The organism is Aeromonas sp. PS2Canimalfood6 (genome assembly GCF_048276795.1).
In the GTDB taxonomy this organism is placed as follows: Bacteria; Pseudomonadota; Gammaproteobacteria; order Enterobacterales; family Aeromonadaceae; genus Aeromonas; species Aeromonas caviae.
Genome location: NZ_JBLUXC010000004.1, coordinates 117183 through 139626, shown reverse-complemented (window position 1 = coordinate 139626; position 22444 = coordinate 117183). Strand labels below are relative to the sequence as shown.

Below are 22444 nucleotides of genomic sequence, written 5' to 3'. Positions count from 1 at the left end.
GACTTTGAGAAAGCGGGCAATGTCAGTTCTGGAATGACCTTCTTGAAAGTGTGCTAACGCCAGGAATCGCATGCGTTTCCTGGCGTTGGTTTCTGCCTTGGCGAGGGCCAAGAAATCGATTGGATCGGACATACTGAGTACAGTGAAACCAGAATAGAGCAATTAGATCACATCTTTAATCTGATTGGTATAAGTCCGAAAACCCAATAACGCATGGATGTGTATATGTTTGGGCTATTAAGTAAGGGATCCCTCGTCTCCATGGCGGGCATTGATTTTGGCAGTCAAACCATCAAGGCCGTCACCATCAGCGGACGTCCCGGCAAGGTGCACCTCGGTTCGGTTGCCGAGATCCCCATGCCAAGAGGAACGCTGGTCGACTATCAACTTCAGGACATTGAACGGGTCAGTCAGTCCCTCAAGTCGCTCAAGCGGCTTGTGCAAGGGGATTGCCAGAACGTGGCCACGGCCGTGACCGGTTCCAACGTCATCACCAAGATCATTCAGATCGATACCAACATCAACGAGAACGAGCTGGAGAACCAGGTTCACCTGGAGGCTGAGCAGCTCATCCCCTTTCCCCTTGATGAAGTGAGCCTGGATTTTGAAATCCTAGGCATGGCGGGCGACAACGGGCGTCAGGAGGTCCTGCTCAGTGCCGCGCGGACCGAGAGCGTCAGTGGCCGGGTCAGTGCCCTGACGGAGGCAGGCATGACGACCATGGTGGTGGATGTGGGGGCCCATGCGCTCGGACGCGCCGTGCTGGCTTGCCTGCCCGACCTGCAAACCTCGGAGAAACCGGTTGGCATCGTCGACATCGGTGCCAGCGCCCTGACTTTCGCCGCCCTGCTACGGGGCCAGGTCATCTATTCCCGGTTGCAGAATTTTGGTGGTGATCAATACAGCCAGGCATTGGCCTCTTTTTACAGCATGAGTATGGAAGAAGCGGAACTGGCCAAGCTCCAGGGCTCCTTGCCTGCGGATCATGAGGTGGATGTCCTGTTGCCTCACCTCAGCACTCTGGTGTTGCAGATACGGCGCAACGTGCAGCTGTTTTGCAGCTCCTCAGGGAACAAGGAGCTCTCCAGGCTGGTGCTGACCGGAGGGGGGAGCCTGCTGCCGGGGCTGGCCGGACAAATCGGCAGCGAGCTCAACTGCGAGGTGCTGCATCCCGATCCCTTTGCACTCTTTGGCAAGCCGCAGGGAGAGGGGGGGCTGACTCATGGAGCCAAGTACATGACGGCGCTCGGGCTGGCACTGAGGAGCTTCACACCATGTCAAATATAAACCTTCTGCCCTGGCGGCAGGCTCGGGCGCAGCGTCAGAAGAAACAATTCGGTATCCTGTTCGGTCTGTTCCTGGCGGGGACGGCAGCCATCGCCTTTGCCGCAGACTGGCTGGTGCAGCAGCAGATCGGTTACCAGCAGCAGCGCAATCAGCGGTTGCAGCAGGAGATGGCAACCCTGGACACCCAGCTTGGGGAGATCAGGCTTCTCAAGGAGCGGCGCAAGGAGTTGATTGACCGCATGCAACTCATCGAGCAGTTGCAGATGCGCCGCAACATCCCTGTGCGTCTGTTCAATCAGCTACCGGTGCTGGTCCCCAATGGGGTGTATCTTGATAGCCTTGCTCTGCAAAACAACAAGATAGACGTGAAGGGAAAGACCGAAGCCTATGGCAGGGTAGCCAGCATGATGCGCCGAATCGACGGTTCCGGCTGGCTGACACAATCCCAGCTCAGCACCATTTTCACGGCCGAGGTGGCCCCCATCGCCCTGAGCCAGTTCTCCATGATGTTCCAGATTGCCACGGCGCTACCCAACGCGGCTAAGGGGCAAAAATGAACCTGCAACAACTCAACGACCTGGATCTCAATGACATTGCCCGCTGGCCGCCGATCGCCAAGGGCATCTTTGTCTTCTTCTGCTGTGCTCTGCTTGGTGGGGCACTCTATTACTACGTGATTGCCAATTCCCTGGCGGCCCTGGGTCGTGAAGCCGCAAAAGAGACTGAGCTCAAGGGACAATTCGAGAGCAAGGCCATGCTGGCCGCGAACCTGGAAGCATACAGAAAGCAGATGGTCCAGCTGGAACATCTGGTCGACACCCAGCTCAAACAGTTGCCCAACACCCACGAAGTCGCCGGTTTGCTGGATGACATCAGCTTCATTGCCACCGACAACGGTTTGACATTGAACAGGATCAACTGGGAGCCAGAGGTGAAACACGAGTTCTCCACCGAGCTGCCCATGCGCATCGAGGTCGTGGGCACCTATCACGAACTTGGCAAGTTCACGGCGGACATGGCTGCTTTGCCCCGCATCGTGATTCTGGATTCTTTCCAGCTCAGCCAGGGGAAGGGGGGTGAGCTGATCGGTATGTCCATGCAGGCCAAGACCTACAAGTACAACGGCAAAACCGTGGAGAAAAAGCCATGAGCATGAGAGCGGGCGTACTTCTCTTGTCGGCGCTGCTGTTGACGGCCTGTGGGGGACAGGAGGACATGGATGAGTATGTCAAACAGACCAAGGCCAGAAAGCCGGTACCGATCGAATCTTTGCCGGAGATAAAGCCCTTCTCGCCCATGGTCTATCAACGCAGCGATCAGCGTAGTCCGTTCATTGCACCCCAGCCGGAAACCAGTTCCAGGCTGGATGCCAAGGCCAAGCCGGACTGTGCCCAGATAGTGGCCAATCGGGAAAAGGAGGTGCTGGAACGCTACTCGCTTGCCAGCCTGAGCATGAAAGGCTCCATCGGCAAGCAGGGGCAGTTGTGGGCATTGATCAAAACCCCGGACGGGCAAGCCGTGCGCGTCGGGCTCAACCAGCACATGGGGCTGGATCAGGGCAGGGTCATCAAGATAACGAACACGCATGTTGACTTGATGGAGACGGTACCGGATGGCAAAGGATGCTGGGTCACCCGAGAAACCCAGCTGGCCATGGCCAATCTCGACGCAAAACTATGATCAGGGATGAGCAGAGATGAGAACAACAATAAGAAGGATGACCGGTGTGGCGCTGCTGTGGCTGGGCGGATGCACTCAGGTGTGGGCAGTACCCGCGTTGCAGGAGGTCAAGGTGAATCCCCTGCTGGCCGATCAACTCCTGCTGGAGCTCAGCTTCAGCGAACCGGTCAGCGGTTTTACGGACAGGTTGACCTATGAACCCAATCAGCTTCTGCTGCACGTACCCGGGGCCATCGGTGCCCTGACGGTCAATCCCCTGCCCATCAAGCAGCAAGGGGTGAACAACCTCCTGGTGGAGGGGAAGGGGCAGGGGCTCGACATCAAGATCGCCCTCGATCAGCTCACCCCCTATCAGGTCCATCAGCAGGGCAATAAATTGCTGGTGGCGCTGGGAGACAAGGCCGGGCAGCCGGTCGCTTCCTCGGCGGCGCCTGTTGCAGCCAGCCAGTCTGCGCTCGTCAGAAGCCAGCCGGTGACTCAGTCTGCATTGATTGACACCCAGCGGGTTGCCCAGAACCAGTCCCAGTATCAGGCTCAGCCGGGCATGGCTTCCACACCTACTGTGGCTCCTTCGCCCGTTGCCCCCGGCAAGCCGGTGTTGTCCGTGTCTCAGGCAAACATGGGTGGCGCCTACTTCAACTCGGTCAAGGGCGTGGATTTTCGCCGTGGCAAGGAGGGGCAGGGGGAATTCCTCGTGACGCTGGACAACAGTTCGGCGGCGGTGGATGTCAGCAGCCGTGGTCAGAAAGTGCTGGCCAAGTTCCACGGTACCCGGGTGCCTGATGATCAGCTCAACCTCATCAATGTGCAGGACTTTGCTACCCCGGTCTCCCAGGTGGAGGTGTTCCGCCAGGGCAATGACACCCTGTTCGAGCTCTCGGTGAACGGCCAGTTTGACTACCGTTATGATCAGGCCGACAAGATGTTCATCATCGAGGTGAAAAAACGGGTGGCCACCACGGCGGCGAAGCAGTACCAAGGCAAGCCCATCTCATTGAACTTCCAGGATATTCCTGTTCGTACCGTGTTGCAGATCATCGCCGATTTCAACAATCTGAACCTGGTGACCACGGACTCGGTCTCCGGCAACATCACGCTGCGTCTCGATGGCGTGCCCTGGGAGCAGGCGCTGGACATCATCCTCAAGGTCAGAGGGCTGGACAAACGGCTGGACAACAACATCCTGCTGGTGGCGCCGGCGGACGAGATTGCCGCTCGCGAGAAACAGCAGATGGAGAGCCGCAACCAGGTGGCGGATCTCGCACCCCTCTACACCGAGTATCTGCAGATCAACTATGCCAAGGCATCGGAAGTGGCGGCCCTGCTCTCCTCCGAGAGTACCAAGCTGCTCTCCCCCAGAGGGGCGGTCAGCGTGGATGAACGTACCAACGTGCTGGTGGTCAAGGACACGGCGGATGTCATCAGCAACGTCAAGCGGATGCTGGATATCCTCGATATCCCGGTCAAGCAGGTGGTGATCGAGGCGCGCATGGTGACCATTGATGATGGTTTCGATGAGGCACTGGGGGTGCGCTGGGGTGTGACCAAGACAGACGGTCATGGCAACGGCACCTCGGGCACCATAGAGGGTAATGATGGCGCCGGAAACAATGATGGCAGTTCCACCATCACTCGCCCCAACGTAGAAGACAGACTCAACGTCAACCTGCCGGTGACCAACGCGGCCGGCACCCTGGCGTTCCAGGTTGCCCGTCTTGCCAATGGCACCCTTTTGGATCTTGAGCTCTCGGCGCTGGAAAAGGAGAGCAAGGCCGAGATCATCGCCAGTCCGCGTGTCACCACGGCCAACCAGAAGCCGGCCCTGATCGAGCAGGGGACCGAGATCCCCTATGTGGAGTCCTCTTCGAGCGGGGCGACCTCGGTCACCTTCAAGAAGGCGGTGCTGAGCCTCAAGGTCACACCGCAGATCACCCCGGACAACAGGGTGATCCTGGACTTGACCGTGACTCAGGATACCAAGGGTGAAACCGTGCCGACCGGAACCGGGGATGCGGTGTCCATCAACGCCCAGTCCATCACCACCCAGGTGTTGGTCAACAACGGTGAAACTCTGGTGCTTGGCGGCATCTATCAACAGACCATCAAGAGCGATGTCAGCAAGGTGCCGCTGCTGGGGGATATCCCCGGGTTGGGCTATCTGTTCAAGAAAACCACCAGTGAAAACAAGAAGCGTGAACTGCTGATCTTCGTGACCCCGAGGATAGTGACCGACGCCCTCTGAAAACTTTACTTGTGAGAGTAAAACACATATAACCTTACGCCCCGATGAGGCTGGGGCGTAAGGGCTGCGGTTGCCAGTCCTGGTTTCTACTGAGATAATCCCCCTCCTGATCCAACGCAAGATAAGGTTCATAGGTACCCCGGTCGAGTGTTTACCGGGGCCATACAGTTTGTAATTACTAACGAAAAGACATGGCTGAGAAACGCAATATTTTCCTGATAGGTCCCATGGGTGCGGGCAAGAGCACCATAGGTAGACATCTGGCAGAACAACTGCACATGGAGTTTTTCGACTCAGATCATGAGATTGAGCGCCGCAGTGGTGCCGATATCGGCTGGGTGTTCGATGTTGAAGGCGAAGAAGGCTTCCGGATCCGCGAAGAGAAGGTGATCGGTGAGCTCGCCGAACAGCAGGGGATCGTGCTGGCAACGGGTGGCGGTGCCATCAAGAGCCGTGAAACCCGCAACAAACTCTCCGCACGCGGCATCGTGGTCTACCTCGAAACCACCATTGAAAAGCAATTGGCGCGAACCCAGAGAGACAAGCGTCGTCCCTTGCTGCAAACCGAAGAGCCGCCCCGTGAAGTGCTTGAGCGTCTTGCGCAAGAGCGCAACGCCCTGTACGAAGAGGTTGCCGATTTTGTCATCCAGACGGATGACCAGAGTGCCAAAGTTGTCGCTAATCAAATCGTCAAGTTGATTGGTATGTAATTCATTAGAGGACGTCCATGGAAAGGTTGAAGGTCGAACTGGGTGAACGCAGCTACCCGATAGAGATAGCTGCCGGTCTGCTGCAACGCCCCGAGGTACTGGCGCAGACGATCAAGGGCAAGCGGGTCATGATAGTGACCAATACCGTGGTCGCGCCCCTGTATCTTGAACAGATCATTCAGTTGCTGTCCGGTTTTCAGGTGGAACACCTGATCCTGCCCGATGGCGAGGCCTACAAAACCCTGGCGACCTTCGAGCGGATCATGTCTGCTCTGCTGGAAACCAGCCATGGTCGTGATACCACTCTGATCGCTCTGGGGGGCGGTGTGATAGGCGATGTTGTCGGCTTTGCTGCGGCAAGCTACCAGCGAGGCATTCCGTTTATTCAGGTGCCTACCACGCTGCTCTCCCAGGTTGACTCTTCCGTCGGCGGCAAGACCGCCGTCAACCATCCCCTCGGCAAGAACATGGTGGGTGCCTTCTATCAGCCCAAGCATGTGATCATCGATACCGACTGCCTCAAGACCCTGCCTGCCCGGGAATTTGCCGCCGGCATGGCCGAGGTGATCAAATACGGCATCATCTGGGATGCCGCCTTCTTCTCCTGGCTTGAAACCAACATGACCCGCCTGCAGCGCCTCGACGGTGATGCACTCTCCTATGCCATTCGCCGCTGCTGCGAGATCAAGGCCGATGTGGTCGGTCAGGACGAGACCGAGCACGGCGTGCGCGCCTTGCTGAACCTGGGACATACCTTCGGCCATGCCATCGAGGCGGAGAAGGGTTATGGCAACTGGCTGCACGGTGAAGCCGTGGCGGCGGGAACCATGCTGGCGGCCGAGACGGCCCTGGCTCGTGGCGACATGACGGCGCAAGAGGTGGCACGAGTCCGCGATCTGCTGTTGGCCGCCGATTTGCCGGTCAAGGCACCGTCCGATATGGATTTTGCCGCCTTCATTCGCCATATGCGCCGTGACAAGAAGGTGCTGGAAGGCAAACTGAGGCTGGTGCTGCCGATAGGGATCGGACAGGCCCAGGTCGTGGCCGATGTGACAGACGAGCAATTGATGGCGGTGATCGAGTCTGGTCGTGACCACTAATAAATTGCTCAAGCTGCCTTCTCAGCGGCAGTTGGTTGACCGGCTGCTGCACCTGATCGAGTTCAACCACCCCTTTGTTTTTCTCTCCGGCAAGCCAGGCAGTGGCCGTGGCACACTGTGCGAGTCGCTGCTTGCCCAACTGCCCGATGCGGTGCGGGTGGCCAGCCTCATCGGCAGCCCGTCCATGAAGATGGCGGATGTGCGCCAGTTGCTGTTGCAGCAGGTGGTGGCACGTCCCCTGTTCAACGCGCAGGATGCCCTGGCGGACAGCTTCTTTCGCATGGTGGGTGACAAGCCTGCCAGACTGCTGCTCATCATCGAACGTGCCGATACCTTACCTGCCGAGCTGGTGGGGGAGTTGTGGGCGCTCTGTCGTCACAACGATACCCTGGCATCTCCTCATAAACTGGCCATCCTGCTCTCGGGTGATGACGCCTGGTGTCGCAACCAGAAGGCGCTCCTCAAGGGACGAGCCATGCCAGCCCTCGAGCTGGAAGTCGCGCCACTGAGCGCTCCTGAGCAACGTATCTTCTTGTATGAGAAGGCCAAAGAGCTCAAGATCCCGACAGCCCTCTTGCCCAAGCCGAAAGTGGAAGAGATCCTGAATGGGGCGGGCGGACATCCGTCAGCCATCATGCAGTTACTGGAGGATACCATGACCGACAGAAGGCCCAAGAAACGTCAGGCCGAGTTGCCCGTCAAGAAGATAGCGATCGTGCTTGCCCTGGTGGCGGGCGGGTTGCTGGCCCTGAGCTATCTGCCCCTGTTCGACAGTGCAGGCCAGGACCCCGCCCAGGCTCCGTCCCAGGGGATGGCGTTGCCCGATCCCGTCTCAAGCGATCCTGTGAACGTCGGTGCGGCGAGCGGGGCCTTGAGTACTCAGACGAGCAGTGGCGCCGCTGCCATCCCGTCAGGGAATCAGGTTGCCCGCGATTGGCAGTCCGATGCCAAGCCCTTGCCCAAGAAGGTCGAGAGCGAGACGGTCACCACGGAGTCAACCAACTATGAGGGGCGCCGGGTCGTCATCTCCGACGAAGTGGTCGAGAAATTGATGAACCAGCCGAACGTCAGCGGCGCCTTGCCCACGGCCGTGGTGGATGAGCTGGTGGGGAGCGGTTCCCGTGCGGTCCCGACCGGAACGACGGCCCAGGTCAAGAATCCGGCCCCGAACAGTGTCCCGGCCCGGACAGAGGCTCAACCGGCCAGTGGCGCGCAGACAGCGCTGGTCGCGGCCCCAGCGGCCAAGGTGGCATTGACGCCGGTGGCGACTCTCAACAAGAAGCCGAAGAATCACTACAGCATCCAGTTGATGGGGGCGAGCAACACCAAGGCGGTAGACAGCTTTGTGGCCGAGCATGGCTTGGCGGGCAAGGTGTGGGTCTACAAGACCCGTTTCCGTGGCAGTCCCTGGTATGTGGTGGTGCAGGGAGACTACGCCAGCAGTGCCCAGGCCAAGGCGGCCATTCGCAAGCTGTCGCCTGCCTTGCTCAAGGGACAACCCTGGCCCAAGTCATTCGCCCAGATACAAAAAGAATTGAAGCAATAGCCAGCCACCCGAAGAAGGGGGTAGAATCACCCCCCTTTTTTGGGCATAGCCTTGTCAACACCGGACTTCCATGAAAAAAACACGCGCGTTTTTAAAATGGGCCGGGGGAAAATACTCCCTGGTCGAAGAGATCGCCGAGCGTTTGCCGGCCGGGCGTGTGTTGCTGGAGCCCTTCGTCGGGGCGGGATCCGTGTTTCTCAACACGGATTACGACGCCTATGTGCTCAACGACATCAATCCGGATCTCATTGGCCTCTACAACCACCTCAAGCAGCAGCCGGACAGCTTCATCAGCGAGGCCCGCAAGCTGTTCGTGGCCGAGCACAACCACAAGACCGCCTATTATCGGCTCCGTACCCAGTTCAACCAGACCGCGGCCGGGTTTGAACGGGCTCAGTTGTTCCTGTTTTTGAATCGCCATGGTTTCAACGGCTTGTGCCGTTACAACAAGAAGGGGGGGTTCAACGTTCCCTTCGGTTCCTACAAGAAACCCTACTTCCCGGAGAAAGAGCTGTGGGCCTTTGCCGAGAAGGCGCAGAAGGCGACGTTCATCTGTGAAAGCTATGCCGACGCCATGGCCCGTGCAGAGGAAGACTGGGTGATCTACTGCGATCCGCCCTATGCCCCCCTCTCCACCACGGCGAGTTTCACCACCTATTCGGCGGGCGGTTTCACCCTGGACGATCAGGCGCTGCTGGCCAGGCTGGCTCGCCACACCGCCGCCCATAAAGGGGTGCCCGTGCTCATCAGCAACCATGACATCGAGTTGACCCGCGAGCTCTATCGTGGCGCCCGGCTCGACGAAATCCTGGTCAAGCGTACCATCAGCCGCAACGGCGGTAGTCGCAACAAGGTGGCTGAGCTGCTGGCGCTCTATCCGCCCGGCATCGAGCCGGAACAGGGCTATTATCCCGGTGAGGCGGAGCTGGTTGCCGTCGGCTGAGTGAACAACGGTCCCTGAGGGGGCCGTTGTCATTTCTGATGCTGCCTCTGGCATTCCGTGAGCCGCGCCTGGCATCGTTTGCCGGCGATGGTGCTGGAGCGGCGTGTTCTGTAGATGCGGGTCGTTTTCATCGCCCTTTTGCGATAAAATTGCGCCGTTTTTTCTGCCACGCTGCCAATGGATGACGCTGATGAAAGACTTTCTGATTGCCCCCTCTATCCTCTCCGCCGACTTTGCCCGTCTGGGTGAGGATGTGGCCAAGGTGCTGGCCGCCGGGGCCGACGTGGTCCATTTCGATGTGATGGACAACCATTATGTCCCCAACCTGACCATAGGCCCCATGGTCTGTCAGGCGCTGCGCGATTACGGCATCGAAGCGCTCATCGACGTGCACCTGATGGTCAAGCCGGTGGATCGCATCGTGCCTGATTTTGCCAAGGCCGGTGCCAGCCTGATCACCTTCCACCCGGAAGCCTCCGATCACGTGGATCGCACCCTGGGCCTCATCAAGGAGCAGGGTTGCCAGGCCGGTCTGGTGCTGAACCCCGCGACCCCGCTCAGCTGCCTGGAGTACGTGATGGACAAGCTGGACGTGATCCTGCTGATGTCGGTCAACCCGGGCTTTGGCGGTCAGAGCTTCATCCCCGGCACCCTCGACAAGCTGCGCCAGGTGCGCCGCCTGATCGACGAGAGCGGCCGCGACATTCGCCTGGAAATCGATGGCGGCGTCAAGGTCGACAACATTCGCGAGATTGCCGAGGCGGGTGCCGACATGTTCGTGGCGGGCTCTGCCATCTTCGGCAAGCCGGATTACAAGGCGGTGATCGACCAGATGCGCGCGGAGCTTGCCCATGTCCGTCGCTGATCGCCCCTTTGACCTGGTGCTGTTCGATCTGGATGGCACCCTGATTGACAGCGCCCCGCAACTGGCGCTGGCGGTCAACCGTACCCTGGCGGAGCTGGGGTTGGCCGAGGCCGACGAGTCCGTGGTGCGTACCTGGGTCGGCAACGGCGCCGACAAGCTGATCCAGCGGGCTCTCGATTACCGCGACGCCCCGGAGCAGTTTGCCAAGGCCCGCCCCCTGTTCGACCGTCACTATCAGGCCTGTCTGCTGGAAGGCCTGGCCATGTATGACGGAGTGGCCCGGAGCCTGCGCCGTCTGCAGGGGCTGGGTTACCAGCAGGCCGTGGTGACCAACAAACCGAGTCACTTCGTGCAGCCCATTCTGGAGGCCCTCGGCATCAGCGACTGTTTCGCACTCTGGCTCGGGGGCAACTGCGTACCCGTCAAGAAGCCAAGCCCGGAGCCGCTGTTGCACGCCTGCCACGAGCTGGGTGTCAGCCCGTCCCGCACCCTGATGGTGGGGGATTCCGAAAATGACGTACTGGCCGCCCAGGCCGCCGGCATGAAGGTGGTGGGGCTCACCTATGGCTACAACTATGGCCGCCCTATCGCAGACTCGCGCCCCGACTGGGTTTGCGAGCAGTTTGCCGAACTCGACGCCCTGCTGGTCTGATCCAGACCGGGCTGGCGGATAACAAGGATTACTACTCTGATGACTAAACCAATCGTATTGAGCGGTGCCCAACCCTCGGGCCAGCTGACCATCGGCAACTACATGGGGGCCCTGCGTCAGTGGGTCAGCATGCAGGATGATTTCGACTGCCTCTATTGCATCGTCGATCTGCACGCCATCACCACTCGCCAGGATCCGGCCGCCTTGCGCAAGGCGTGCCTCGACGCAGCCGCCCTCTATCTGGCGGTGGGGATCGATCCGGCCAAGAGCACCGTCTTCATCCAGTCCCACGTGCCCCAGCACGCCGAGCTCGGCTGGATCCTGAACTGCTACACCCAGATGGGCGAGCTGTCGCGCATGACCCAGTTCAAGGACAAGTCCGCTCGTTTCGAGAACAACGTCAACGTCGGCCTGTTCGGTTATCCGGTGCTGATGGCGGCCGACATTCTGCTTTATCAGGCCAATCAGGTGCCGGTTGGTAATGACCAGAAGCAGCATCTGGAGCTGACCCGCGACATCTGCACCCGCTTCAACAACCTCTATGGCGAAGTCTTCACCCTGCCGGAACCCTTCATTCCGACCGAAGGGGCCCGGGTGATGAGCCTGCAGGACCCGACCAAGAAGATGTCCAAGTCCGACGACAACGAGGCCAACTTCATCGGCTTGCTAGAAGATCCCAAGCAGATCGTCAAGAAGATCAAGCGGGCGATGACCGACTCCGACGAGCCGGCCGTGGTGCGTTTCGATCCCGAAAACAAGCCGGGGGTCTCCAATCTGCTGACCCTGATGTCCGGTGTGACCGGCCGCTCCATCCCGGAGCTGGAGCAACACTTCGAAGGCAAGATGTACGGCCACCTCAAGAGTGAAACGGCCGATGCCGTGGTCGCCTTGCTGGAACCCATCCAGGCGCGCTTCCGCGAGCTGCGTCAGGATGAGGCCCATCTGCAGGCCATTTTGGCGGCTGGCGCACAAAAGGCGCGTGAAAGGGCTGAAAAAACCCTGATCAGCGTATATGATGTCGTCGGCTTCGTTCCTCGAGCCTGACATACTGGGAAGGTGTAGTAGAAGAGAGCTGGGTGGATGCCTGGCTTTCTTTGTTTTACACCTTCCGGTTTGTCGCAACCTCCCCCAATGTCAAACACGGGCTTTGCCCCAAGAGAAAGCATGTCTGTCGAATCACAAACCCTGAGTGAAGAGTTGGGTGACAAGGGTCACTGGCTGCGCAAGTTTCGCAAGGCCAAGAGCCTCAATACCTTGCAGTTGATGGTCTCCAACGCCATCGACAAGCACCACAAGACCCCGGCCATCGCGGCTGCCATCTATCTGGCCGAGTGCCAGCGGGAACGGGAACTGGAACAGGGCCGTTATCTGGACCGCTGAGGTCCGTTGCCAGCCCTTGCCAAGGTGACTCCTTCCCATCTGCCTGTCACGTCCTGTGCCCTTTTCCCGGTCGCCTCCCGTCTCTTTTACCTTGCCATCCTGACATGGAGTGGTTGATGCTGCCCGGTCGGGGACAGGCCCACCGCCGGGTGGGGTCGACAGGCCTGGATCGCCATTGAAGAGCGGACAGACTGCACAGCAGGTGAGGTGATCGCCGGTTTATTAACGCAAAGAGACATGCCAGAATGCGCGGCGTTTGTCTGCCCGCGCTCGCAACGGGTTGTCCGATCACCGTCTCTGTCTTATTCCCAGGGTGTTTGCATGCTGCTACTCATCGACAACTACGACTCCTTTACCTGGAACCTGGTGCAATACTTCGGCGCTCTGGGGCAAGAGGTGGTGGTCAGGCGCAACGATGAGCTGAGCCTGGAGGAGATAGCCCGGCTTGCCCCCCGCCATCTGGTGATCTCTCCCGGCCCCTGCACGCCAAACGAGGCGGGCATCTCTTTGGCCGCCATCTCCCGTTTTGCCGGCGAGATCCCCATCCTCGGCGTCTGTCTCGGCCATCAGTCGCTGGCACAGGCCTTTGGTGCCCGGGTGGTGCGTGCCCGTCAGGTGATGCACGGCAAGACTTCTCTCATCCGTCACAAAGGGGAGGGGGTGTTCAAGGGGCTCAACAACCCGCTGCGGGTGACCCGCTATCATTCTCTGGTGGTGGAGGCGGCGTCGCTGCCCGACTGTTTCGAGGTCACCGCCTGGAGCGAACATGCCGACGGCAGCCAGGACGAGATCATGGGGCTGCGGCATAAAACACTGGCGCTGGAGGGAGTGCAGTTCCATCCGGAAAGCATCTTGAGCGAACAGGGGCACCAGTTGCTGGCCAACTTTTTGGCCGTTTCCTGAAAAAATTGCGATGTCTGTCTCAAAACCGTCATGAGGCAAAAAAAAATTTCCCTGAGACTTTATTCACCCTCCTCCCTGTCCAAATTATCTCTTGCCAACACCCCCTGAGCCGTTATGCAATGCGGTTGCCTAAAATCTCAAAGGCAATCGAACATTGTTCCTTATAGGCGGTTAAGTTACAGACTTTTTACTTTTTTTCTGTGATAATTCCGCCACGTTTACACGGATTTAACTTTTGGGCGGTGGATTATTCTGCCGCGAGATAGCAGGAGAGCAATATGTCAGAGTTGTTGGCAGTGACACGTGAAGTGTTTGATGAAGTGATGGTTCCCAACTATGCGCCGGCCAAAATCATCCCGGTGCGCGGCGAGGGGTCACGTGTCTGGGATCAGGAAGGCCGCGAGTATGTGGATTTCGCGGGCGGGATCGCGGTCAATGGCCTGGGCCATTGCCATCCCAAACTGGTCGAGGCCCTGAAATCCCAGGGTGAGAAGCTGTGGCACCTCTCCAACGTGATGACCAACGAGCCGGCCCTGCGCCTGGCCAAGAAACTGGTCGCCGCCACCTTCGCCGAGAAGGTCTATTTCTGCAACTCCGGTGCCGAAGCGAACGAAGCGGCCCTCAAGCTGGCCCGCCGCTACGCCATCGAGAAGTTCGGGGCCCACAAGACCCAGATCATCGCCTTCCACCAGGGCTTCCACGGCCGTACCTTCTTTACCGTCAGCGTCGGCGGCCAGGCTACCTACTCCGATGGCTTCGGTCCCAAGCCTGCCGACATCACCCACGTCGCCTACAACAACCTGGAGGAGCTGGCTGCCGTCATCTCCGACAACACCTGCGCCGTGGTGATGGAGCCGCTGCAGGGCGAGGGTGGCATCATCAGCCCCACCGATGAGTTTGCCAAGGGGGTGCGCGAGTTGTGCGACAAGCACAACGCCCTGCTGGTTTATGACGAGGTGCAATCCGGTGTCGGTCGTACCGGCGAGCTGTTTGCCTATATGGGTCTGGGCGTCACGCCGGACATCCTCACCAGCGCCAAGGCGCTGGGCGGTGGCTTCCCCATCGGCGCCATGCTGACCACTACCGAGATCGCCTCCCACCTGAAAGTGGGCACTCACGGCTCCACCTACGGCGGCAACCCGCTGGCCTGCGCGGTGGCAGAGGCGGTGATCGACGTGGTCAACACCCCGGCAGTGCTGAGCGGTATCAAGCAGCGCGAGCAGCTGTTCCGCGAAGGGCTGGAAGCCATCAACGCCAAGTACCACTGCTTCAGCGAAGTGCGCGGCAAGGGCCTGCTGCTGGGCGCCGTGCTCAACGATGACTTCAAGGGCCGCTCCCGCGACTTCCTGCTGGCCTCCATCGATCAGGGCCTGATGGCGCTGGTTGCCGGTACCAACGTTGTGCGTTTTGCCCCCTCCCTGGTGATCCCGGAAGCGGACATCAAGGAAGGGCTGGCACGGTTCGAGAAAGCGGTCGCTCAGGTGGTCAACGCCTGATCCAAATTGAGGTGGGGAGCCCTCCCGGCAGGAGCCGGGACCCCACCTGTCGTCAATGAAAGGGAGTTGTCATTTATGTTGGTTATCCGTCCTATCGAGCAGCGCGACTTCGCCGGCCTCAAGACCTGTGCCATCGAATCCGGCACCGGCATGACATCCTTGCCGGTCAACGACGAGCTGCTGCAACGCAAGATCGATGCCTCGACTCAGACCTTCCTGGACAAGCCCGCCGGCAAGGGCGAGTGCCTCTATTTCTTCGTGGCCGAGGATCTGGAGACCGGGGAGATGGTCGGTACCTGCGCCATCGACGCGGCGGTCGGCCTGTCCCAGGCGTTCTACAACTATCACATCGGCAAGGTGGTGCACTCCTCTCCCAAGCTCGGCATCTACAATGTCGTGGAAACCCTCACCCTCTCCAACGACTACACCGGCAATTCCGAGCTCTGCACCCTGTTTCTGCGTGAATGCGCCCGCGAGGGGCTCAACGGCCGTCTGCTCTCCAAGCACCGTTTCCTGTTCATGGCCGAACACCCCGAGCTGTTTGACAGTACCGTCTTTGCCGAGATGCGTGGTGTCTCCGATGGCAACGGCCACAGCCCCTTCTACGAGTGGCTGCAAAAACATTTCTTCTCGATGGATTTTCCCACCGTCGACTATCTCACCGGCATCGGCAAGAAGCGCTTCATCGCCGAGCTGATGCCCAAGTACCCCATCTACGTCAATCTGCTGAGCAACGAGGCGCGCGCCGTCATCGGCAAGACCCACGAAAAGACCCGGCCTGCCCTCAAGATGCTGCAGGATGAGGGGTTCGTGAATCGCGGTTATGTCGACATCTTCGACGCCGGCCCCACCGTCGAATGCGAGGTGAAGAACATTCGCAGCGTGCGCCGCAGCCAGAAGCTGGCGGTGCTGGTGGGTGAGCCCATCGGCGGCCATACCTACCTCATCTGCAACACCAGGTTCGAGCAATACCGCGCCTGTTACGGCAACATCCGGGTCGATCTGGACAAGCACGAAGCCATCATTCCGCCCAAGATGGCGGCCGCCCTCAAGGTGGAAAATGGCGACATGGTGCGCGTCGTCGATCTGGATTGACCCGCCCCGCAGCACAGCATTGAGACAGGCTGCCGAGGCGGCCTGCGTACCCACAGGGAGTGAATTGATGATGTCTTTAGTCCAGTGTATCGATGGCCAGTGGCTGGCCGGTGAAGGCAAGCCGTTCGAATCCATCGACCCGGCCAAAAACGAGGTGATCTGGCGTGGTGAGGCGGCAAGCCAGTCCCAGGTGGATGCGGCCGTCAAGGCGGCCCGCACGGCCTTCTACCATTGGTCCGATCTGGCCCTTGAAGAGCGCCTTGCCATCGTGCGCCGCTATGCCGACCTGCTCGGCGAGCACAAGGAGGCGCTGGCCCTGACCATCGCCCGTGAAACCGGCAAGCCCCTGTGGGAGACCCGCACCGAAGTGGCGGCCATGCAGGGCAAGATTGCCATCTCCATCCGTGCCCATGACGAGCGTACCGGCACGGTGGAAAACCCCATGCCGGGCGCCAAGGCGTTCGTGCGCCACAAGCCCCATGGCGTCGTGGCCGTGTTCGGCCCCTACAACTTCCCGGGCCACCTGCCCAACGGCCACATTGTGCCGGCGCTCATCGCCGGCAATGCGGTCGTGTTCAAGCCTTCCGAGCTGACTCCCATGGTGGCTGAAGCCATGGTCAAGGTGTGGCAGGAGGCGGGGCTGCCCAAGGGGGTGCTCAACCTGGTGCAGGGGGAGGTCGACACCGGCAAGGCGCTGGCCGGCAACCCGGACATCGACGGCCTCTTCTTCACCGGCTCCTCCCGTACCGGCCACTTCCTGCATCAGCAGTTTGCCGGCCAGCCGGGCAAGATCCTGGCACTGGAGATGGGGGGCAACAACCCGCTGATCGTGAAAGATGTGAGCGACGTCGACGGCGCCGTCCATGCCATCGTGCAGTCCGCCTTCATTACCTCCGGCCAGCGCTGCACCTGCTCGCGCCGTCTGTTTGTCGAGCGCGGCGAGCGGGGCGATGCCCTGGTCAAGCGCCTGGTGGAGGTGGTCGGCAAGATCAAGGTCGGCCTCTATGACGCCGCCGAGCAGCCGTTCATGGGCGCCATGATCAGCGAGAAGGCCGCACTGGGTATGGTCGAGGCGCAAGCCAACCTGCAGCGCCTCGGTGGTGAAAGCCTGCTTGCCCTCAAGCACCTGGAAGCGGGCACCGGCTTTGTCTCCCCGGGCATCATCGACGTGACCGCGGTCAGTGCGCTGCCGGATGAAGAGTACTTCGGCCCGCTGCTGCAACTCGTCCGCTACGACGACTTCGATGTGGCCATCGAGAAGGCGAACGCCACCAGTTTCGGTCTCTCGGCCGGTCTGCTCGGTGACAACGAAGCGGACTGGAACCACTTCTTCAAGCGCATCCGTGCCGGTATCGTCAACTGGAACAAGCCCATTACCGGCGCCTCCAGTGCCGCCCCCTTCGGCGGCATCGGTGCCTCCGGCAACCACAGAGCGAGCGCCTACTACGCCGCCGACTACTGTGCTTACCCGGTCGCCTCCGTCGAAGACAGCAAGGCTGCTATGCCGGATCAGCTGTCTCCCGGTCTGACCTTCTGATAACAAGAAAATAAAAGAGGGGCACTGAACAGGTGCCCCTGTCTGTACCCGCAATCAAAGGAAAGAGAGATGCAAAAGGATATCGACACCCTGTTTGGCCATCTGTGGGACAACTACATTCAGGTCACCCCCAGTGCTCACAAGGTTCATCAGCTACTGGGCGGCGGTGCCCCCATCATCAACGATCACGTGGCGTTTCGGACCTATAACCTGCCCAAGCTCGGTCTCGAGAAACTGGCGGCCCATTTCCGTACCCTGGGGTACGAAGAGAAGGGCGAGTATGTATTCAAGGCCAAGAAGCTCTATGCCAAACACTTCGAGCATAAAGATCCTGATGCGCCCAAGGTGTTCATCAGCGAGCTGAAGGTGGAAGAGCTCTCCGAAGGTGCCCAGGCCATCATCCACAAGCTGGTGGATCAGGTACCCGATCACCTCACCGACACCCCGGCCTTCCTCTACGCCGGCGCGCCCTGGCAGGTCTCCCACACCGACTACCAGACCCTGCTGGCAGAGAGCGAGTATGCCGCCTGGATGGCCGCCTGGGGTTATCGTGCCAACCACTTCACCGTCAACATCAACCGCCTGAAGGACTTCGACACCATCCAGCAGGTGAATGCGGCGCTCAAGGCGGCAGGCTTCGTGCTCAACACCGTTGGCGGCGAGGTGAAGGGCGATCCCGAGGTGATGCTGGAGCAATCCTCCACCATGGCAGACAAGGCCGAGGTGCCCTTCAGCGACGGCGTGCGCACCATCCCGAGCTGCTTCTACGAGTTTGCCCTGCGCTACCCGCAGGCCGACGGCGTGCTCTACCCTGGCTTCGTCGAAGCGTCGGCCGACAAGATCTTCGAATCCACCAACGCCATGTAATGGCCGCCATGAAAACAACGCCCCGCCTGGGGCGTTTTTTTATGGATTTACGCCGACCAGACACCCTCTTTACCTCCCCTTGACCCTTCAGTTCGCGGCGATTCGCTAGCATGATGCCGCCCGCTGCCGTGGGCCATCGCCGCACCATGCCGGTGTATGCCACCCGTTTTGGAGTCATGCCATGAAGATTGTTCTGCCTTTGCTGTTTTCCCTCACTACTCTGACCGCCGCAGCGGGCGATCAGGGCAGCCGTACCCCGCCCAAGCCTCCGCGCGAGCTGTCGGCCGAGATGAAAGCGGCGTTTGAGAGCTGCAAGGAGCATGGCAAACCGGGGGAGTCGGAATTTGACAACTGCATGTCAGATCTGGGATTTGAGCGGCCGGACGGCCCGGCACCGGCAGGTGGGAAGCAGGGGGAGAATGAGGCCGAGTAAACTGGTGCGGGCCAGTCGGTTAGGATGGGCCCGCACCGCTCACACCCGTTGCAGTGCCCCTTCGGTGACCAGCAAGGTGGTCATGCCGGCGGCCTTGCCCGCCTGAATGCCTATCCGGGTGTCTTCAAACACCAGGCAGTTGGCCGGGTTGGCGCCGAGCTGCTCGGCCACTTTCAGGAAGGTGTCCGGGTGGGGCTTGTGATTGACCACATCATCGGCACTCACCAGCACGGAGATGAAGGCATCGAGCCCGGTCTGACGCAGGATGTGCGCCGCATGTTCCCGGGTTGAGCCGGTGCCTATGCCCATGGGGACCTTGCCGTGGTACTGCCTGACCAGCTCCCACATGGCGGGAAACACCCGGACGTCGTCGATCCGTGTCAGGTAGAGGGCCACCTTGCGCCGGGCAAAGGCTTCCACGTCGATGGTCATCCCATGCTGCTCTGCCAGCATGGTCACTATCTTGCGGGTGGGGATGCCGCCGTACTCGTTGAGCTGTGCCCGATCAAACGGCAGGCCGAACTCGGCACTGGTGATTTCCCAGGCATCCAGGTGCAGAGGCATGGAGTCCACCAGGGTGCCATCCATGTCGAAGATCAGGGCGTCGTACTCGTCGAATCGGGGCTGTTCACTCTGGTGATGATCGCAGGGGGATGACTGGGGCATGGGGGCGTCCTCTTCGGCAAAGACTCACCCTAGCAGATCCAGCGCGCAGATGTCGCGACCTTCATCATGGTTGGCAGTGGTTTTGACCATCGGTTAATGATTTATGAGACAATAATGTGCCTTGTACCCCCTGTGCCGATATCTCACATGAGCGAGCCTGCCTATGTCCCCCAAAACCGTCTTCTCGAGCGTGGCCCTGGTGATCGCCCTGGGCTCACTGGAAAAGAGCATCGTCACCACCCCCTTGCCCATCATAGGGGTTGAGCTGAACGCCGGTGCCGCCCTCACCTGGGTCGTGACCGCCTATCTGCTGGCGGCCACAGCGGCCCTGCCCATCTATGGCAAGTTGAGCGACATGTTCGGCCGGGTACGCATGCTCAACATCGGTATCGGCCTGTTTCTGGCGGGATCAGTGGCCTGCGCCCTGGCCCAGGATCTGCCGACCCTGCTGGCCGCCCGCGTGCTGCAAGGGTTGGGGGGCGGGGGGCTGATCGCGCTCGCCTTCACCGTCATCGCCGACTGTATTCCGCCACGGGAGGTGGGCAAGTATCAGGGGTATATCTCGGCGGTCTATGCGGTCTCCAGCATCGCAGGCCCGCTGCTCGGTGGCTATTTTACCGAGCAGCTCAGCTGGCGCTGGATCTTCTGGATAAATCTGCCGCTCGGCGCTATCGCCCTCTGGCTGGTGAACCGCAATCTGGGTCACCTCAATGTGCGTCGCCACTGCCGCTTCGACTGGAAGGGAGCGGCACTGCTCATTACGGTCACCACCCTCACCCTGTTGCTGCTCTCGCCGGAGGCGGCCTTGCCCCCCGTCTGGCTCGCGGCTGCGCTGGGGGCGGCCTTGTTGCTGCTGATCCTGGTGGAGCGGCGGGCCCACGACCCCATACTGCCGGCCCACCTGGTGCGCCTGCCGGGTTATCTGGTGAGCGTGCTGCTGGCGCTGGCCTCGCAGCTGCTGATGTTTGCCGTGCTGGTCTACCTGCCGTTGCAGATGCAGTGGCAAAAGGGGATGAGCGCCAGTGACAGTGGCGGGATCATGGTGATCTTCATGGTCTGCATCACGGCAGGGGCCTTCGTCGGCGGCAAGCTGATCGGTCGCACCGGTCACTACAAGCGTTTCGTGGTGGCAGGTTTTGCCCTGGCAGCGCTGGCCCTGTGGCAGATCCACTTCGACGTCTGGGCCAGACTGGGACTGGGGTTTGCCGGATTGGGGCTGGGTCTGGTGCTGCCGGCGCTGTCGGTGGTGGTGCAAAATGCCCTGCCGCGGGAAGATCGCGGCATCGGCATGTCCCTGTTCAACTTCGGCCGGGAGCTGGGTGGGGCGGTCGGTGTCGCCATCTGCGCCGTGTTGTTCCATGCCGCCCTGCCAGCAGGCAGCAGCCACAACCTGGCCAGCCTGAGCCCGGCCGAGCTGGCGCCCGGTTTCAGCGCCACCTATATCGGCATGGCGCTGATCGCCAGCGCCGCCCTGCTCATCACCCTGCTGGCCTTGAAGCGCCACGAGCTGGCCAGCAAGCACGTCTGATGGTTGCTATCGGATACAAAGAGGGCTCCCCGCGGGGAGCCCTCTTCATGGGATCAGGCAGGTGCCTTTCCTTCCGTGTCGTGGCCTTGTGCCACTCAGCCCGCTCATCGGGCGTCGGGGCGGGAAGGTGACCTGACAGGCTCGGGTTGCTGGCGCTCGGCCTGGGCATCGAGTTCCTTGCCGAGGAAGTAGTTCAGGAAGGTGCGGATGACCGCGATGATGGCGAGGCGCACCAGCTCCTCCTTGCTCGGGGCCACCGTGGTGGCCAGGATGTCGGCGGCGAGCTGGAACTCCAGCGCCAGGATGAGCCAGCTGCCGAAGCAGAGGCGGATACGGGGAAAGCCGGGCTCGTGATCCCGCACTCTGGCCGCCAGCCAGAGGGTCTTGCCAAGGCCGATGACCACGCAGGCGATGGAGATGATCTCCAGCAGCAGCTGGAACAGCTCCACCCCGTGCATCATGCCCTCTTTCAGGCTCGCTATCTCGAACACTCGGTTACCTCCATGATTCAAAAGAGACACTTTTAACACGGCTTGGGGGCCGGTTCCAACTCAGAGTCTTCTGAGCATCATGGCTATCTGGTCGATGAGCTGACGAGCGGCAGGGCTGATGGCCGCCAGTTGGAAGTAGCCATGAATGACGCCATGCTGCCGCTGGCAAGTGGCATCGACGCCAGCCTGCACCAGCTTGCCATACAGGGCTTCCCCTTCGTCGCGCAGCGGATCATATTCCGCCGTGACGATATGGGTCGGCGGTAATCCTGACAGGGCGGGATGGTGGAGCGGGCTGGCTTCGGGATGGCAGGGGGGCTGGCTGCCCAGGTAGGCGTGAAAACCGCTTGCGAGCATGTCCCGGGTGATGAGGTAGTCGTCACCGAGATCGCGGTAGCTTTGGCTCTCGCAGAGGGCATCCAGCATGGGATAGAGAAGCAGCAGGGCCTTGGGCAAGGGGGCGCTGGCAGCCTTGAGCCGCAAGGTGGTGATCAGGGCGAGATGACCCCCTGCGCTGTCGCCGGCAATGGCGAGACGTGCTGGATCCCCATGCCATTTCTCCACCTCGGCCATGATGGCCCGTGTGGCGGCCAGCGCATCGTCGTGAGCCGCAGGATAGGTGTGTTCCGGGGCGAGGCGGGTGTGTACGGCGAAGATCAGGGCGCTGGCCCGGTTGCACAGCATCCGCATCTGGCGATCGTGGGTCTCGAAATCCCCGCTGACAAAACAGCCGCCGTGAAAATAGATCAGCACCGGATACGCGGGGTCCGGTTTGTCTGCGGGCCGATAGCAGCGGATGGCGTGGTGATCGGCCTGCCACTCTTCGATGGCGCCCACCTCTTCCCGCTCACCGCCCAACAGGGCAGAGGCTAGGTAGCCGTCACGGCGCGCCTGCCAGCTCAGCTGGCTCGCCTTGGGGCGACCTGCGGCGATGAAGTCTGCCACCATGGCTGCGATGGCCGGTTCGAGTTGTTTTTCCATAAGACACCAATGACTGTATATAAAAACAGTCATTGTGCGCTT

Annotated in this window: 23 protein-coding genes and 1 pseudogene; 20 read left to right on the top strand and 4 right to left on the bottom strand. The window is 60.5% G+C overall.

The annotated features are described in order from the left end of the window. A pseudogene (locus ACNPAA_RS03535) lies at positions 1 to 132 on the bottom strand (IS630 family transposase); the annotation flags it as partial. A 93-nt stretch (positions 133 to 225) separates the two neighbouring features. Between ACNPAA_RS03535 and tapM the strand changes: the two are divergent. The 19 genes from tapM to ACNPAA_RS03440 all read left to right on the top strand — a co-directional run bounded on the left by tapM (position 226) and on the right by ACNPAA_RS03440 (position 18736). Then, positions 226 to 1287, top strand: a complete 1062-nt coding sequence (gene tapM / locus ACNPAA_RS03530) for a PilM family type IVa pilus assembly protein TapM (RefSeq protein ID WP_319900198.1) — start codon at positions 226 to 228, stop codon at positions 1285 to 1287. After that, positions 1275 to 1844, top strand: a complete 570-nt coding sequence (tapN, locus tag ACNPAA_RS03525; protein ID WP_010673820.1) for a PilN family type IV pilus biogenesis protein TapN — start codon at positions 1275 to 1277, stop codon at positions 1842 to 1844. The genes tapM and tapN overlap by 13 nt, the downstream gene beginning before the upstream one ends. Next, on the top strand, positions 1841 to 2437 hold the full coding sequence (gene tapO, locus ACNPAA_RS03520; protein ID WP_041212566.1) for a PilO family type IV pilus biogenesis protein TapO: 597 nt from the start codon (positions 1841 to 1843) through the stop codon (positions 2435 to 2437). The genes tapN and tapO overlap by 4 nt, the downstream gene beginning before the upstream one ends. A gap of 2 nt (positions 2438 to 2439) precedes the next feature. After that, positions 2440 to 2967 (top strand): pilus assembly protein PilP, encoded by a 528-nt coding sequence (locus tag ACNPAA_RS03515; protein WP_029314119.1) that lies wholly within the window; start codon positions 2440 to 2442, stop codon positions 2965 to 2967. 16 nt (positions 2968 to 2983) lie between these two features. After that, a complete protein-coding gene (locus ACNPAA_RS03510) occupies positions 2984 to 5209 on the top strand; it encodes a type IV pilus secretin PilQ (protein ID WP_103243576.1) in 2226 nt (741 codons plus the stop codon). Positions 5210 to 5400: 191 nt separating this feature from the next. Next, a complete protein-coding gene (aroK, locus tag ACNPAA_RS03505; protein WP_010673824.1) occupies positions 5401 to 5919 on the top strand; it encodes a shikimate kinase AroK in 519 nt (172 codons plus the stop codon). Positions 5920 to 5936: 17 nt separating this feature from the next. Then, entirely contained in the window at positions 5937 to 7019 is a 1083-nt protein-coding gene (gene aroB, locus ACNPAA_RS03500; protein WP_039039582.1) for a 3-dehydroquinate synthase, read from the top strand. Continuing rightward, on the top strand, positions 7009 to 8565 hold the full coding sequence (locus tag ACNPAA_RS03495; protein ID WP_417891589.1) for an SPOR domain-containing protein: 1557 nt from the start codon (positions 7009 to 7011) through the stop codon (positions 8563 to 8565). The genes aroB and ACNPAA_RS03495 overlap by 11 nt, the downstream gene beginning before the upstream one ends. A gap of 70 nt (positions 8566 to 8635) precedes the next feature. Further along, a complete protein-coding gene (locus tag ACNPAA_RS03490) occupies positions 8636 to 9508 on the top strand; it encodes a Dam family site-specific DNA-(adenine-N6)-methyltransferase (RefSeq protein WP_053288713.1) in 873 nt (290 codons plus the stop codon). 190 nt (positions 9509 to 9698) lie between these two features. Continuing rightward, the gene (rpe, locus tag ACNPAA_RS03485; protein ID WP_041212569.1) at positions 9699 to 10373 is read left to right on the top strand and encodes a ribulose-phosphate 3-epimerase; all 675 of its coding nucleotides are present in this window, start codon (positions 9699 to 9701) and stop codon (positions 10371 to 10373) included. Continuing rightward, positions 10360 to 11025 (top strand): phosphoglycolate phosphatase, encoded by a 666-nt coding sequence (locus ACNPAA_RS03480; RefSeq protein ID WP_010673829.1) that lies wholly within the window; start codon positions 10360 to 10362, stop codon positions 11023 to 11025. Before rpe ends, ACNPAA_RS03480 begins: the two co-directional genes overlap by 14 nt. Before the next feature lie 39 nt (positions 11026 to 11064). Then, positions 11065 to 12069, top strand: coding sequence for a tryptophan--tRNA ligase (gene trpS / locus ACNPAA_RS03475; RefSeq protein WP_010673830.1), 1005 nt, complete (start codon positions 11065 to 11067; stop codon positions 12067 to 12069). A gap of 120 nt (positions 12070 to 12189) precedes the next feature. Next, positions 12190 to 12405, top strand: coding sequence for a hypothetical protein (locus tag ACNPAA_RS03470; protein ID WP_010673831.1), 216 nt, complete (start codon positions 12190 to 12192; stop codon positions 12403 to 12405). Between the two features lie 321 nt (positions 12406 to 12726). Further along, entirely contained in the window at positions 12727 to 13308 is a 582-nt protein-coding gene (locus tag ACNPAA_RS03465; protein WP_041215622.1) for an aminodeoxychorismate synthase component II, read from the top strand. A 278-nt stretch (positions 13309 to 13586) separates the two neighbouring features. Continuing rightward, positions 13587 to 14804: an aspartate aminotransferase family protein gene (locus ACNPAA_RS03460; protein WP_417891588.1), complete on the top strand. Its 1218-nt coding sequence runs from the start codon at positions 13587 to 13589 to the stop codon at positions 14802 to 14804. Between the two features lie 75 nt (positions 14805 to 14879). Then, positions 14880 to 15899, top strand: coding sequence for an arginine N-succinyltransferase (gene astA, locus ACNPAA_RS03455; RefSeq protein WP_039039587.1), 1020 nt, complete (start codon positions 14880 to 14882; stop codon positions 15897 to 15899). Between the two features lie 67 nt (positions 15900 to 15966). Beyond that, positions 15967 to 17436 (top strand): succinylglutamate-semialdehyde dehydrogenase, encoded by a 1470-nt coding sequence (astD, locus tag ACNPAA_RS03450; protein WP_053288711.1) that lies wholly within the window; start codon positions 15967 to 15969, stop codon positions 17434 to 17436. Between the two features lie 69 nt (positions 17437 to 17505). Next, positions 17506 to 18303: a DUF1338 domain-containing protein gene (locus ACNPAA_RS03445; RefSeq protein ID WP_202044043.1), complete on the top strand. Its 798-nt coding sequence runs from the start codon at positions 17506 to 17508 to the stop codon at positions 18301 to 18303. A gap of 181 nt (positions 18304 to 18484) precedes the next feature. Beyond that, positions 18485 to 18736, top strand: a complete 252-nt coding sequence (locus tag ACNPAA_RS03440) for a hypothetical protein (protein ID WP_048207156.1) — start codon at positions 18485 to 18487, stop codon at positions 18734 to 18736. A gap of 39 nt (positions 18737 to 18775) precedes the next feature. On the opposite strand, the gene ACNPAA_RS03435 is transcribed toward ACNPAA_RS03440, so the two are convergent. Then, the gene (locus ACNPAA_RS03435) at positions 18776 to 19402 is read right to left on the bottom strand and encodes an HAD family hydrolase (RefSeq protein ID WP_109111872.1); all 627 of its coding nucleotides are present in this window, start codon (positions 19400 to 19402) and stop codon (positions 18776 to 18778) included. A 163-nt stretch (positions 19403 to 19565) separates the two neighbouring features. Here ACNPAA_RS03435 and ACNPAA_RS03430 point away from each other — a divergent pair, with 163 nt between their 5' ends. Next, entirely contained in the window at positions 19566 to 20930 is a 1365-nt protein-coding gene (locus tag ACNPAA_RS03430; protein WP_417891587.1) for an MDR family MFS transporter, read from the top strand. Between the two features lie 104 nt (positions 20931 to 21034). Here the strand turns inward: ACNPAA_RS03430 and ACNPAA_RS03425 are convergent, their stop codons facing one another. Further along, positions 21035 to 21421 carry a DUF1622 domain-containing protein gene (locus ACNPAA_RS03425; RefSeq protein WP_010673839.1) on the bottom strand — a complete coding sequence of 129 codons (387 nt, stop codon included), beginning with the start codon at positions 21419 to 21421 and terminating at the stop codon, positions 21035 to 21037. A gap of 60 nt (positions 21422 to 21481) precedes the next feature. After that, positions 21482 to 22402: an alpha/beta hydrolase gene (locus ACNPAA_RS03420; protein WP_323938499.1), complete on the bottom strand. Its 921-nt coding sequence runs from the start codon at positions 22400 to 22402 to the stop codon at positions 21482 to 21484. Positions 22403 to 22444: the final 42 nt, after the last annotated feature.